11 protein-coding genes are annotated in these 13,641 nt (G+C 76.0%); 7 read left to right on the forward strand and 4 right to left on the reverse strand.

The genetic code is table 11. The annotated features are described in order from the left end of the window. Nucleotides 1–59: 59 nt before the first annotated feature. The 3 genes from ACI79F_RS18985 (at nucleotide 60) to ACI79F_RS18995 (ending at nucleotide 3,484) form a co-directional block, all read left to right on the forward strand. Complete coding sequence (locus ACI79F_RS18985; RefSeq protein ID WP_456546384.1) at nucleotides 60–995, forward strand: S1C family serine protease; 936 nt, start codon at nucleotides 60–62, stop codon at nucleotides 993–995. Nucleotides 996–1,087: 92 nt separating this feature from the next. Further along, nucleotides 1,088–2,014, forward strand: a complete 927-nt coding sequence (locus ACI79F_RS18990; protein ID WP_456546385.1) for a diguanylate cyclase — start codon at nucleotides 1,088–1,090, stop codon at nucleotides 2,012–2,014. A gap of 72 nt (nucleotides 2,015–2,086) precedes the next feature. Beyond that, the gene (locus ACI79F_RS18995; protein ID WP_456546386.1) at nucleotides 2,087–3,484 is read left to right on the forward strand and encodes an NAD(P)/FAD-dependent oxidoreductase; all 1,398 of its coding nucleotides are present in this window, start codon (nucleotides 2,087–2,089) and stop codon (nucleotides 3,482–3,484) included. On the opposite strand, the gene ACI79F_RS19000 is transcribed toward ACI79F_RS18995, so the two are convergent. Together ACI79F_RS19000 and ACI79F_RS19005 are read right to left on the reverse strand one after the other, a co-directional pair. After that, entirely contained in the window at nucleotides 3,485–4,291 is an 807-nt protein-coding gene (locus ACI79F_RS19000) for an SDR family oxidoreductase (RefSeq protein ID WP_456546387.1), read from the reverse strand. It lies immediately after the preceding gene. A 24-nt stretch (nucleotides 4,292–4,315) separates the two neighbouring features. Next, entirely contained in the window at nucleotides 4,316–5,284 is a 969-nt protein-coding gene (locus ACI79F_RS19005) for a helix-turn-helix transcriptional regulator (RefSeq protein WP_456546388.1), read from the reverse strand. 91 nt (nucleotides 5,285–5,375) lie between these two features. On the opposite strand from ACI79F_RS19005, the gene ACI79F_RS19010 reads away from it, so the two are divergent. Continuing rightward, nucleotides 5,376–5,900, forward strand: a complete 525-nt coding sequence (locus tag ACI79F_RS19010; RefSeq protein WP_456546389.1) for a DinB family protein — start codon at nucleotides 5,376–5,378, stop codon at nucleotides 5,898–5,900. Between the two features lie 52 nt (nucleotides 5,901–5,952). Here the strand turns inward: ACI79F_RS19010 and ACI79F_RS19015 are convergent, their stop codons facing one another. Both ACI79F_RS19015 and ACI79F_RS19020 read right to left on the reverse strand, forming a co-directional pair. Further along, complete coding sequence (locus tag ACI79F_RS19015) at nucleotides 5,953–6,900, reverse strand: hypothetical protein (protein WP_456546390.1); 948 nt, start codon at nucleotides 6,898–6,900, stop codon at nucleotides 5,953–5,955. 133 nt (nucleotides 6,901–7,033) lie between these two features. Further along, on the reverse strand, nucleotides 7,034–8,734 hold the full coding sequence (locus ACI79F_RS19020; protein ID WP_456546391.1) for a hypothetical protein: 1,701 nt from the start codon (nucleotides 8,732–8,734) through the stop codon (nucleotides 7,034–7,036). Nucleotides 8,735–8,987: 253 nt separating this feature from the next. On the opposite strand from ACI79F_RS19020, the gene ACI79F_RS19025 reads away from it, so the two are divergent. From ACI79F_RS19025 to ACI79F_RS19035, 3 genes are all read left to right on the forward strand, one after another. Further along, complete coding sequence (locus ACI79F_RS19025) at nucleotides 8,988–10,334, forward strand: MFS transporter (protein ID WP_456578934.1); 1,347 nt, start codon at nucleotides 8,988–8,990, stop codon at nucleotides 10,332–10,334. A gap of 264 nt (nucleotides 10,335–10,598) precedes the next feature. Continuing rightward, the gene (locus ACI79F_RS19030; protein WP_456546393.1) at nucleotides 10,599–12,254 is read left to right on the forward strand and encodes a hypothetical protein; all 1,656 of its coding nucleotides are present in this window, start codon (nucleotides 10,599–10,601) and stop codon (nucleotides 12,252–12,254) included. After that, nucleotides 12,251–13,627 (forward strand): amidase, encoded by a 1,377-nt coding sequence (locus ACI79F_RS19035; protein ID WP_456546394.1) that lies wholly within the window; start codon nucleotides 12,251–12,253, stop codon nucleotides 13,625–13,627. Before ACI79F_RS19030 ends, ACI79F_RS19035 begins: the two co-directional genes overlap by 4 nt. Nucleotides 13,628–13,641 lie beyond the last annotated feature (14 nt).

Raw genomic sequence — 13,641 nt, forward strand, 5'->3', positions numbered from 1 at the left:
GCCCCGGCAGGGCGTTCACTGGTGCACGTAAGCGTGTAATCACCGCCAGGGAGGTCGCCGTGGACCAGGACACCGCCGCGCTCGACGCCTACTCGGCCACCGTGACCGCCGTCGCGGCCGAGCTCGCCCCGCACGTCGCCGCCCTCGCCGTCTCCGGCCCGGGCGGGCGCGGCGGCGCCGGGTCCGCCGTCGTCGTGCCCGGCGACCGGCTGCTGGTCACCAACGCCCACGTCGTCGGGTCGGCCCGCACCGGCCGCGCCGTGTTCTCCGGCGGCACCGAGAGCGACGTCGACGTCGTCGGCGCCGACCCGCTGTCCGACCTCGCCGTCGTCCGCGCGCGCGGCCCGGTGCCCGCGCCGGCGGCGCTCGGCGACGCGGCCGGGCTGCGGGTCGGTCAGCTCGTCGTCGCCGTCGGCAACCCGCTGGGCCTGGCCGGCTCGGTCACCGCGGGGGTGGTCAGCGGCGTGGGCCGGTCGCTGCCGACCCGCGACGGCCGGACGGCGCGGGTGGTCGAGGACGTGATCCAGACCGACGCGGCGCTGAACCCGGGCAACTCCGGCGGGGCGCTGGCCGACTCGGCCGGCCGCGTGGTCGGCATCAACACCGCCGTCGCCGGCTGGGGGCTGGGCCTGGCCGTGCCGGTCAACGCCACCACCCGGCGGATCCTCGCCGCGCTGGAGACCGACGGTCGGGTGCGCCGCGCCTACCTCGGTCTGGTGAGCACGCCGGCGCCGCTGCCGGCGGACCTGGCGGCCCGGACCGGACGGCGGCGCGGGCTGCGGGTGCTCGACGTCGTCCCCGGCTCGCCGGCCGCGCGGGCGGGGCTGCACGCCGGGGACCTGGTGCTCGAGGCCGGCCGCTCCCCCGTCGCGGAGGCGCAGAGCCTGCAGCGGCTGCTGTTCGCCGACGCCATCGGCGTCCCGCTGCCGGTGACCGTGCACCGCAACGGCGCGATGGTCGACGTGGTCGCCGTCCCCACCGAGCTCACCGGCTGACCCACGGCCTCCCCCCATGGGGGCGGTCGGGGCCCTCGACCTGCAGCACCTCCCCGGTCCGGTCGATGCTGATCGGGACGAGAGGCGGGGACGTGCACGGAGACCGGGCCACCGGTGTGGGGCTGCTCGCACTGCTGTACGGCGTGAGCGGGCTGCTCTGCGCCGCCGGCGCGCTGTGGCCGATGGACCGGGACTCCCCGGTGGCCCTGCTCGGCGTCCTGGCCCTCGTCGGCCTGGGCACCGCGGCCGTGCTGTGGTTCCGCCGCGCCGACCTGCCCGACCGCGGCGTGCACGTCGCGCTCGCCGCGGTCAGCCTGCTGATCGGCGCGCTGGCCTGGCAGTCGGTGACCGCCGCCGGGGTCGTCGGGCTCGGCCCGGCCATGGTCGCCGTCGGCGTGTTCACCGGCCACTTCCTGCCCGCGCGGGCCGCCCGCATGCACGTCCTGCTGCTGCTCGTGGCCGCGACCGCCGGCGCCGTCGCCGCCGCGCCCGGCGGCTTCACCTCCCCCTGGATCACCACGGTGACGACGGTGGTGGTCCTCAGCGAGGCCCAGCTGCGGATCTCCGTCCAGCTGCGGCACGCCGCCGGCACCGACCCGCTGACCGGGGTCGCCAACCGCCGCAGCTGGGAGGCCGAGGCCGGCCGCGACCTGGCGCACGCGCACCGCAGCGGCGAGCCGCTGACCGTCGCCGTCCTGGACCTCGACCACTTCAAGGCCGTGAACGACGAGGACGGCCACTCCGCCGGCGACGACCTGCTGCGCACCCTGGCGACCGCGTGGAGCCGTGAGCTGCGCGGCGCCGACCTGCTGGGCCGCTACGGCGGCGACGAGTTCGTGCTCTGCCTGCCCGGCACCGACGCGGCCTCCGCGCGCGAGCTGGTCAGCCGGCTGCGGGCCAGCCACCCGGCGCCCTGGTCGCTGGGGACGGCGTCCGTGCGCCCCGGCGACACCCTCGACGACCTGCTCCGCCGCGCCGACGAGGAGCTCTACCGCGCCAAGCGGGCCCGCACCCGCTGAGGCCGGAGGACCCTGGCCGGGCACCGGCCGGCCCCGGCAGCGTGGCCGCACGCTGCGCGGAGGGAGTCGGCCATGCCCGGGATCGTCGTCTGCGGCGGAGGGGTGGTCGGCCTGGTCGCCGCCATGACGCTGGCCCGCGACGGCTGCGACGTGACGGTGCTGGAGGCCGACCCGGACGGCGCACCGGTGACCGCGGCCGCGGCGTGGGACTCGTGGCGGCGGCACGGGGTGGCGCACTTCCACCAGCCGCACACCCTGCACGCCCGCTTCCGCGAGGTCTGCGACGCCGAGCTGCCCGGTCTCACCGACCGGCTGCGCGGCGCCGGCTGCGCCTCCGTCGACCCGCTCACCCCGATGCCGCCGGGGATCACCGACGGCGCGCCGCGGCCCGGCGACGAGCGGTTCCGCGTCGTCACCGGCCGCCGCCCGGTGGTCGAGTCCGCCGTCGCGGCGGCCGCCGAGGCGCAGCCCGGGGTCACGGTGCGGCGCGGCGTGCGGGTCGCGGAGCTGCTGACCGGCACGCCGGCCCTGCCCGGCATCCCGCACGTGACGGGTGTGCGGACGACGACCGGCGAGGTGCTGCCGGCCGACCTCGTCGTCGACGCCGGCGGCCGCCGCACCCGCTCCGGGGAGTGGCTGGCCGGCATCGGCGCCCGGCAGCCGCTGGTCGAGTCCGAGGACCTCGGCTTCGTCTACTACACCCGCTACCTCACCGGCCCGACGCCACCGGTGCGGCGGGGCCCGCTGCTGGTGCCGCTGGGCAGCCTCTCGGTGCTCACGCTGTACGCGGACAACGACACCTGGTCGGTCACGCTGTTCACCCGCACCGGCGACGCCCTGCTCAAGGGGCTGCGCGACCCGGCCGCCTTCGACCGGGTGGTCGCCGCCTGCCCCCTGCAGGCGCACTGGCTGGACGGCCGGCCGCTGAACGGCGTCCGGGCGATGGCCGGCACGCTGGACCGCCACCGCGGCTTCCTGGTCGACCGCCGCCCGGTGGTCACCGGCTTCGTCGCGGTCGGCGACGCCTGGGCCTGCACCAACCCCTCGGCCGGCCGCGGGCTGAGCATGGGCGCGGTCCAGGTGCAGCTGCTGCGCGCGGTCGTGGCCGCGCACCTCGACGACCCCGCGGCCCTGACCACGGCGTTCGCCGAGGCGACCGCGTCGGCCGTCGAGCCCTTCTACCGCAGCCAGGTGGCCGCCGACCGGGTCCGCGTCGCGGAGATGCGGGCGCTGGCCGAGGGCCGCCCGGCGCCCCCGGCGACGTCCCCGCTGGCCCGGCTCCAGGCCGGCTCGGCGACCGACCCCGAGCTGTTCCGCGCGCTGCTGGAGATCATCCTGTGCCTGGCGCCGCCGGGCGAGGTGCTGGCCCGGCCGCTCGTGCGGGACCGTCTGGAGGCGCTCGGCGACGTCGTCCCGCGGCCGTTCCCGGGCCCCGACCGCGCCCGGCTGGCGGAGCTGCTGGCGGGGTGATCAGCCGCGGCGCCAGTCGTCGGACCGCAGGTGGGAGCCGGCCATCGGGCCCATCTGGAGCATGCCGCCGTCGACGGGCCACGACGCCCCGGTCACGTAGCCGGCCGCCGGCGAGGCCAGGAACGCCACCACCGCGGCCACCTCCCGCGCGTCGCCGGGGCGGCGCAGCGGCACGCCGGGGCGCTCGTGGCCCGGCGCGGTCGGGTCCTCGTCCTCCTGGCCGGTCATCGCCGTGGCGATCTCGCCCGGCGCCACGGAGTTGACCGTGATCCCGTGCTCCGCGAGCTCCAGCGCGGCCACCTTGGTGAGCAGGCCGAGCCCGCCCTTGGCCGCGCAGTACGCCGCCGCCCCGACCCGCGGGGCGACCTCGTGCACGCTCGTGATGTTGACGATCCGGCCGCCGCGTCCGGCGGCGACCATGCGGCGGGCCGCCCGCTGGAGGCAGAGGAAGGCGCCGTCCAGGTCGGTGGCCAGCACCTCCCGCCAGGTGCCGAGGTCCAGGTCGAGCAGCGGCGTCATGTGCCCGGTGCCGGCGTCGTTGACCAGGACGTCGAGGCCACCGAGCTCGTCGGCCAGCTCGTCGACGACGTCGGCGGCCTCGGGCAGCCGGGTGAGGTCGAGCGGGCGCAGTTCGGCGCGCCGGCCCAGCGCCCGCACCTGCTCCACCGTGGCCCGCCCGGCCGCCTCGTCGCGGTGCCAGGTGACACCGACGTCGTGGCCCTGCTCGGCCAGCGCCACCGCGACGGCCCGCCCGATCCCCGACTCCGACCCCGTGACCACCGCGACCCGGTGCGCGTGCTCCGTCATGACTGGTCCCCCATGACCGCGACGCTAGGGACGGTCGGCCGCTCCCGCAGCCCGGGAGAAGCGCGCGCCCCACGACCGCACCCGCTCGACGAGCTCCGGGGGCTCGACGACGGTGAACTCCGCCTCCGTCGTCCCCAGGGCGAACACCGCCCACTCCAGCGCGTCGGACTCCATCGACACCCGGCAGCGGCCCGCCCCGTCGTCGGTCACGGTGGCCCAGCGGCCGATCCGTTCCCGGACCTCGCCGGCCGGGGCGCGGACCACCGCCGTGACCGGCGTCCCCGGCCGGTTGCCCAGCCCGGCCTGCACGAAGGCGACGACGTCCCCGCCCGGCAGCGACCGGGGCGCGAACCGGGCGCCGGTCGCCCGCGGGCCGGTCAGCCGGTCGAGCCGGAAGGTGCGCCAGTCGCCGCGGCCGGTGTCGTGGGCGACCAGGTACCAGCGGCGGCGCAGCGGCACGAGCCGGAAGGGCTCGACCAGCCGCTCGCTGCGCCCGCCGCGGGCGTCGGTGTAGTCGAAGGTGAGCCGGACGGTGTCCCGGCAGGCCTGCGCGATCGTGGTGAGGACGGCCGGGTCGACGGCGGTGTCCCCGCCGGCCCACGGGACGGCGGCCGTGGCGGCGGCCAGCGCGTCGACCCGGCGGCGCAGCCGCGGCGGCAGCACCGGCACGACCTTGGCCAGCGCGCGGACCGAGGACTCGGCCATGCCGGCGACCGCCGCCTGCGCCGCGGCCTGCAGCCCCACCGTCAGCGCGACCGCCTCCTCGTCGTCGAGGACCAGCGGCGGTAGGGAGGCCCCCGGCGCCAGGCGGTAACCACCCGCGACGCCCGGGGTCGCCTCGACGGGATAGCCCAGGTCGCGCAGCCGCTCGACGTCCCGGCGCAGCGTGCGCAGCGAGACGTCCAGCCGCTCGGCGAGGTCCGCGCCCGCCCAGTGTCGGCGGTCCTGCATCAGCGAGAGCAGGCGCAGGGTGCGGTTCCCGGTGTCGGCCACGAGACGAGATTGTCGGCCAATGCGGTCAGGAACTGGCACCGATGGGGGAGAGACTCGTCCCATCGGAACCCGACGGCGAGAGGTGACAGCCATGACCAGCACCACGAGCACCCTGACCCGCGAGCGCGCCGACATCCTGGAGACCCTGCGCGCGCACCGCCTCTTCCTCCGGTACACCGTGCAGGGGCTGACCGAGGAGCAGGCGCGGGAGCGCACCACCGCCAGCGAGCTGACCCTCGGCGGGCTGGTGAAGCACGTCGCGCACTGCGAGGCGAGCTGGGCGGAGTTCATCGAGCACGGCCCCGCCACGATGGCCGGCCCCGACGACCCGGAGCAGATGGCCCGCTGGCAGGCGGAGTGGCACATGGCCGACGGCGAGACGCTGGCCGACGTGCTCGCGCACTACGACGAGGTGGCCGCCCGCACCGACGAGCTGGTCGCCTCGCTGCCCGACCTCGACGCCGACCACCCGCTGCCGCCCGCGCCGTGGTTCGAGCCGGGGGCGCGCCGCTCCGCGCGCCGGGTGTTCCTGCACATCGTCGCCGAGACCGCCCAGCACGCCGGGCACGCCGACATCCTGCGGGAGTCCCTCGACGGCCAGAAGACGATGGGCTGACCGCGGTCCCCCGCCGGCCAGGCCCGGCGGAGCGGACCGCTCCGCCGGGCACTCAGCCGTCCTCCTCCAGCTCCCGCACGCGGGCCTCGGCGCGGTCGCGCGCGGCGGCCGCGTCGCGGGCCTGCCGCTCGGCGGTGGTGCGGTGCCGCTCGGCCCGGCGCAGGACGGCGGCGACCTCCCCGGCCTCCTCCTCGACGCGGGCGAGCTCCGCGGTGAGCTCGTCGACGCGGGCCTGCAGCCGCTCGTGCCGCTCGTCGAGCTCCCCGGCACGGTCGCGCTCCTCGGCGGCGCGGGCGGCGGTCTCCTCGGCCAGCGCCGCCGCGGCCGCCGCCTCCTCGCGCGCCTCGGCCAGCTCCCGCCGGCGCTTCTCCTCGGCCGCCCGGCGGGCCTCCTGCTCCCGTTCCCGCCGCCGCTGCTCCTCCCGCGCCCGCCGGTCGGTCGCGTCCTCGCCCCGCTTCGGTCGCGCCCGGCCCGCGGGCGCGGGCGCCGGGTCCGGCACCACCCGCAGCTGGGGCCGGATCCCGGTGACCCCGCCCATCCCGCTGTAGGACAGCGGCGAGGTCAGCCGCCCGGCCAGCACCGCCTCCCCCGCCTCGGGATCGGCCATCGCCGCGCGCAGCGTGTCCTCCACCTGGCCGGCGACGGCGGTGCTCACCGCGTGTCCGCGCTCCCGCGCCCGCGCCGCGGCCTGCCGGGTCAGTGCGGACAGCAGCTGCCCCCGCTGCGCGTTCAGCGCCCGCAGCTGGTCGCCGGCCAGCGAGTCCTGGGCGTCGCGCAGCAGGCCGCCGAGCTCGACCAGCGCCTCGATCTCGTCGCGGTGGGCCCGCACGAGCACGTTGACCACCCAGGCGGCGGTGGAGGGCTTGGGCAGCGCGCCGATCGTCCTGGCCAGCGCCCGGTCGCCGGCCGCGCGGGCGTCGTCGACCAGGGCCGTCCGGGCCGCGACGAACTCCTCGGGGGGCACGGCGTACAGCTCGTCGGCGACGTCGTCCAGGTCCACAGCCGTTTCGTAGCACCCGCCGCGCCGGACGCGCGCGCCCGTCACGCCGGCCGGACGATGCACAGCAGCCCCGGTCCGCGCGCGGCGGTCCGGGGCTGCTGCCACTCGGGGTGCCCGGCAGAGGCCGGGCGGATCAGCCGAAGATCAGCACCCCCAGCACCGTGGCGGCGATGAGGCCGGCCATGACCGGGACGAACAGGAGCCGGGCCAGTTCCACCGCGGACACCCGGCAGAAGCCGGCGACCGCGAGCAGCGAGGACCAGGCCACCAGCGTCCCGCCGCCGGACCAGATGTTGCCCATCTGCCCGATGGCGGCCAGCGTCGGGCTGCTCACCCCGGAGCCCTCGGACAGGGAGCCGGCCAGCGCCCCCGTCAGCGGCAGACCGGAGAAGCCGGAGCCGTCCAGGCCGGCGACCACACCCACGAGCATGATGCCGAGCGCCGTGATCAGGCCGCTCTCCGGCAGTGCCTCCTGCGCCTCGGTGACGAGGTCGAACAGCAGGCTCGGGCCGGTCTCGTCCTCGGGCAGACCGAGGATCTGCCCCGAGAAGTCGCCGCTGCCGATGAAGAAGAACCCGGCGATCGGCAGCACCACACCCATCGCCTTGAAGGCGAAGACCAGGCCGTCGATGATGTGGTCGGCCGCCGTCTCCAGCATCTGGGCACCGCTGCGGGCATAGGCGGCCGCGAACATGATCAGCACCGCGATGCCACCGACGAGAGCCGCCGCCTCCCCGCCCGCGAGGTCGTCCACGTCGTCCGAGACCGTGGCGACGATCAGGTAGATGACCAGCGCCAGATAGGCCAGCGGCACGATGATGGCGAACGCCTTGGAGGCCAGCGGCTTCTCCACCGGCTGGATGGTGTGCGCCTCCGCCGGCACGGGGCCGCCGGCGGGGGTGCCGACCAGGGCACGGCCCTTGCCGAGCCGGGTGGCGATGGTCTCGGCCTCGTCGCGCGGCGCGGTCCCGCCTCCGCCGGTGGTGCTGGCGGCCCCGACCAGTTCTCGCTGGCCGCTGGCCGACGGGCCGGCACCACCGGTCTCGTCGACCGGCAGTCCGCCGCCCGGGCGGCCGTGTCCGCCATGGCCGCCGGCCGGCAGACCCTCGGCGGCGTCCTCGATCGCCTCGGCGTCCGCGCTGCCGGAGCGGCGGTCGCCCGCGGCCTCCCACTCCGCCAGCAGGGCGTCGGACGGCTGGCGCATCTTGCGGAACTCCATCGCGTAACCGATGGCGATGGCCACGGCGCCGACGATCAGCGACAGGACCAGCGCCCGGTCGGCGACGAGGGAGACGTCGTCGATACCGGCCGTGGTGGCCGACAGCTGCGGCGCCACCCCGATGATGTAGTCCGACGACAGGGCCATGCCCTGGCCGGCGACCGCCACGGTGAAGCCGATGGCCAGCGGCCGGAGGCCCGACCGGACCGCCACCGGGATCAGGACGGCGCCCACGAGCGGCACGGCCGGTGTCGGCCAGAAGAACAGCGAGATGAAGTACGTGACGATGATCAGCGTCCACCAGGACAGGTGCGCGTTGCGCATGACCTTCCGGAAGGGCGCGACCATCCTCCGGTCGGAGCCGAGGCCCTCCAGCGACCGCAGCATCGCCGTGACCATCGCGATGATCAGGAAGATGTTGAACAGCGCTGTCGCCGCCGCCAGGCTGGCGTTGAACACGGACGCGATCCCGGTCAGGAGACTCCCCGACCAGACCAGTGCGGTGAGGAACGTGGCCAGCACGGCTGGGACCACGATGTTCTTGCGCATGATCATCGTGGCGAGGATGACGATGACCCCCGCCAGGAAGACCCAGTGCGCTGCTTCGAGTTGCATCGACGCCCCCAGGGGTGAGCCCAATGTGATGGACAGCACCGTCCCGGACGGGGGGTGTGACGTCCATCAGCGAAGTGCACATCCGCCCGACCCCGGAATGTGCAGCGTGCCGTAGGAACGTTCATCCCGTGTTGGCACGCTGTGCACACGGAACGAAGGGAGTGGGCGTCTCGTGACCTCGATCCGCCAGGAGCGACCCGTCCGGCCCCGCACTCCCCCGACCGGGAGTCAGCTGCCACCGCGCGCCGGGTGGTTGCTCGCCGCCCTGCTGGGCGCCACGTTCCTCGGCACGGTCAGCAACAACATCGTCAACGTACCGCTGCGGCAGATCACCGACGACTTCAGCAGACCGGTGAGCCAGGGCGTGCTGGTGGCCTCGGCGACCGTCCTCGTCCTGGCGGTCGCCATGCCGACCACCGGCTGGATCAGCGACCGCCTCGGCCGGCGCCGCACGCTCGTCCTGGCCATGTCCGTGCTCACCGTTGGCACCCTCGGCGCGGCACTGGCGCCGAGCCTGGGGCTGCTGGTGGCCAGCCGCGCCGTCCAGGGGATGGGGTGCGCGCTGGTCCCCGTCGCGGTCATGGGCACCCTGGCCCGCACCTGGCCGGACGATCGCCGCAGCCGGGTGATGGGCGCCTGGGGGGCGGCCAACGGCATCGGCCAGGCGGTCGGCCCGCCGATCGGCGGCCTCCTGGCCGACGCCTGGGGATGGCGGTCGATCTTCTGGATCCTGCTGCCGGTGACCCTGGGCGTACTGGTGCTGGCCTGGACCATGATGCCGCGCGACCCGGCCCAGAAGGTGTCGCTGGACGTGCCCGGCGTCGGTTCGCTGACCCTCTCCGTCGCGGCGCTGATGGCGGCGGTCACCATCGCGCCGCAGGACGGCGTGCCGCTGTGGGCCCCCCTGGCGGCCCTCGCGCTGGGCCTGGGCTCGCTCGCCTGGTTCGTCGTCCACGGGTTGCGCCGGCCCGCCGGCTTCGTCGACCCGCGCCTGCTGATCGAGCGGCGCTGGCTCCGCAGCGCGATGGGCGTCTTCGTGCAGCAGGTGACGCTGTTCTCGGTGCTGGTCGCCGTCCCCCTCCACCTGACCGGGGTCGTCCGGCTCTCCGGGACCGTCACCGGGTTGCTCGTCTTCCTCCTGCCGCTGGTCTGGGCGGCCTCCGCGCCGCTCATCGGGCGGCTGGCCGACCGCACGGGACCCCGGCCGGTGCTGCGGGTCGGGCTGGTCGTGCTCGTGGTCGTGTCGGTCACGCTCGCCGTCTTGCTCGGTGACCGGTCGACCGCGACCCCCGCCTTCGCCGCCGTGCTGGTCGTGGCCGGCCTCGGCGTCGCCCTGGTGCAGACGCCGTCCCTGACCGGGGCGACCCGGTCCCCCGCTGGCCAGAAGGGCTCGGGGCTGGGGCTGTTCAACATGATGCGGTTCGTCGGCGCCTCGGTGGGCGCCGCCGCGGTCGCGGCCGCCTACCCCGGCCACCTGGACTGGCTGTTCGGCGGCTGCGCGGTGATCGCCGTCCTGGGTCTCGCGGTGAGCTTCACCGGCCGGGAGGTGCCCGACGACACCCCGGCACCCGAGCCTGCCGAGGGACCCGCCGGCACCTGAGCCCGGCGCCGCCGACGCCGGCCCCAGGGCTGCCGGGAACGGACGGCCGACGATCGTGCCCGTACCGGGCCGCCGTCACACTGGTGATCGTGCACACCGTCCGCCCCATTCCCTGTGCAGACCGCCCGTGACCCGGGTCACGGTCCTCGCTAGCGTCCAGCTCAAGATCAACCACTGGACCGGTGACCGACCCGGCGCCGACCTGGGCAGACGTGCGCCCTGGTGCTCCTCCGGGTCCGGCACCGTCGCGGAATCGGAGGCATCGTGACCGCTGCACACTGGGTCTACCTGGCCGGGGTGGCCTCGCTGATCGTCGTCATGGTCATGCGCAAGAACGTGATCATCCCGGCGATCGTGGCGACGCTGCTCACCACGTGGGTCTACACCGGCGACTTCCTGAACGCGCTGGGCTCGGTGTTCAGCGCCAGCATGGTCGCCACCACCGAACTGCTGAACATCTTCCTCGTCCTGGCGGTCGTCTTCGCGCTGCTGGCGGCCATGCGGTCGATCGGCGCCGACCAGCGGATGATCGCCCCCGTCGCGAAGCTCATGAAGAACGGCCCCGTCTCCTTCGTCGTCCTGTTCGTCGGCACGTACCTGCTCTCCCTCGTGTTCTGGCCCACTCCGACGCTGGCGCTGATGGCGGCGGTCGTCCTGCCCGCGGCGGTGCGCGCGGGGCTGTCGCCGCTGGCCGCCGCCATGGCCATCGCCATCGCCGGCCAGGGCATGGCGCTCGCCTCCGACTACGTCATCGGGGTCGCGCCGAGCCTGTCCGCGGCAGGAGCCGGCGTCCCCGCCGACGACATCGCCGACCGCGCACTGGTCCTCAGCTGGATCGTCGGCGCCGTGGCCATCGGCATGACCTACGTCCTGCACGTCCGCCGGCGTACCCGTGCCGTGGCGCGCGCCGGTGGCGGCACCGGCGAGGAGCCCACGTCCGCTGCCACCCTGACCGTCGAGAGCGTGCCCGCCGCGGTCGGCGAGGCGATGACCACCAAGCACGAGCCGCAGGCCACGGCGACCCGGCCCCGCGTGAGCGCGCCGGCCGGCGGCGGAGGCACCTGGGACGGCGCGGGCAACGGGCACGCCGGCCCCGGAAACGGCCATGCCGGCAACGGCAACGGCAACGGCAGCACGAGCGACCGCACGAGCGAGGGCGCGACCACCGGCGGCATCGCCGGCTTCTTCAGCCGCGGGGAGGCGACCGTCCCCGACGGCCCCCGCGCGCGGCTGTTCGCCATCGCGGTCCCGGTCGCCTTCGCCGCGCTGGTGCTCTACATGCTGCTGGGCAAGGTCACCGACCTCGTCCCCGAGGTCGAGGCCGGCTGGGGCGCGGCGCTCGTGGGCGGCCTGGCCGTGGTCCTCATGCTCGGTGTCAGCCTCAGCTCGGGTGGCGACGGCCTGGAGCGCGCCGGCGAGCACTTCGTCGGCGGGCTCGTGTTCGCCTTCAAGGCCATGGGCGTCGTCATCCCGGTGGCAGGTTTCGTGCTCGTGGGCATCTCCGACTTCGCCGGCCGGATCATGCTGCTGCCGGAGGACGCCGAGGCGCCCGGCTTCCTGTTCGACGCCATCGCCAGCGGCGAGCGGTTCATCCCCGACAACGGCGTCGTGGTCATGTTCGCCATGCTGCTGGCCGGCATGCTCATCGGCCTGGACGGCTCCGGCTGGGCCGGCCTGCCGTTCACCGGCGGGCTCGCCGAGGCCTTCGCCAACTCCACCGGCGGCGACACCGCCACCCTGGCGGCGATCGCGCAGAACGGCGCCAGCTGGACCGGTGGAGGCACCCTGCTGATCTGGTCCTCGCTCATCGCCGTCGCGGGCCTGACCGGGGTGCCGGTCAGCACGCTGGCCCGCAAGCTGTTCGTCCCCGTCGTCAGCGGGCTGCTGGTCAGCGTGGTCGTCGCGGCGGTGATCTGGTGAGCGCACCCGCCGCCCGGCCGACCGTGCGGGCGTTGGCCGCCGACGTCCGCGGACGCCGTCGCTCGCCGCTGGAGGTGCTCGACGAGTCGCTGGCCCGGATGGCCGCCGTCGAGCCCACCGTCCGCGCCTTCGTCGCGGTCGACGAGGAGGCGCTGCGCACCGAGGCCGCGGCGATGTCGGCCGAGGCCGCGCGGGGGCAGCTGCGTGGGCCGCTGCACGGTGTGCCGGTCGCCGTGAAGGACCTGATCGACGTCCGGGGTCTGCCCACCCGCGGGGGCTCACGGGTGACGGAGGAGCACGCCGCCGCAGCCGACGCACCGGTCGTGCGGCGGCTGCGCGCGGCCGGCGCGCTGGTCCTCGGCAAGACGGCGACGCACGAGTTCGCCCACGGCGTCACGACCCCGCCCACCCGGAACCCGTGGGATCCCACCCGGATCCCCGGCGGCTCGAGCGGCGGGTCGGCCGCCGCGGTGGCCGCCGGGGAGTGCCCCGCTGCGCTGGGGAGCGACACCGGCGGGTCGATCCGCGTACCGGCCGCCCTGTGCGGCGTCTCGGGACTGCGGCCGCGCCGGGGCGACATCCCGACGGACGGCTGCCTGCCGTTCTCGGCCCGGCTCGACACGTGCGGTCCCCTGGCCGGCGACGCCGAGGACCTGGCCCTGCTGTACGAGGTCCTCGCCGACGCCCCGTGCACACCGGACCAGGGACTGGCCGGGCTGCGCGTGGGCACGGTGCCGGCGCAGCAGCTCGGCGAGGTCGATCCCGAGGTGCTGGCCGCGGTCGACGAGGCCGTGCAGGTCCTCGCGGCCGCCGGCGCGGCGACGCGACCGGTGCGGGTCCCGCACTTCGGCTCGTGGAGCGCCCCGCGCACGACGTACGTGCTGCACGACTTCCTCACCGTGCACCGTTCGGCCGGCTGGTATCCCGGCCGCCGCGACCGCTACGGGGAGGAGGTGGCCAGTTACCTGGCCGTGGCCGAGGGCATCACCGGAGAGGTCCGCGACGCCGCCGTCCGGGAGCTGCAGCGCCTGGAGGACGAACTGCTGCGCGGCCTGCGCGACGTCGACGTGCTGGTGCTGCCGACCACCGCCGTCCCGGCGCCCACGGTGGCCGAGAGCGCGTTCCGCGCCGACGGCGGCGGCCGGTCCCCCCTCGTGGGGACCCTCATGCGCCTGTGCGGGCCGTTCAGCTGGTGCGGCCTGGCGGCGGCGAGCATCCCGTGCGGCACCACGGCCGGCGGGTTGCCGGTGGGGCTCCAGATCGTGGGCCACGACGTGCCGACCGTGCTCGCTGCGGCCGTCCGCTACCAGTACCTGACCGACCACCACCTCCGGACGCCGGAGCTCGGCCTGCTCACCGCGGCGCCGGCGTAGGTCCCGGCACGGGG

The sequence above is a fragment of the Blastococcus sp. SYSU D00868 genome, from assembly GCF_054050575.1.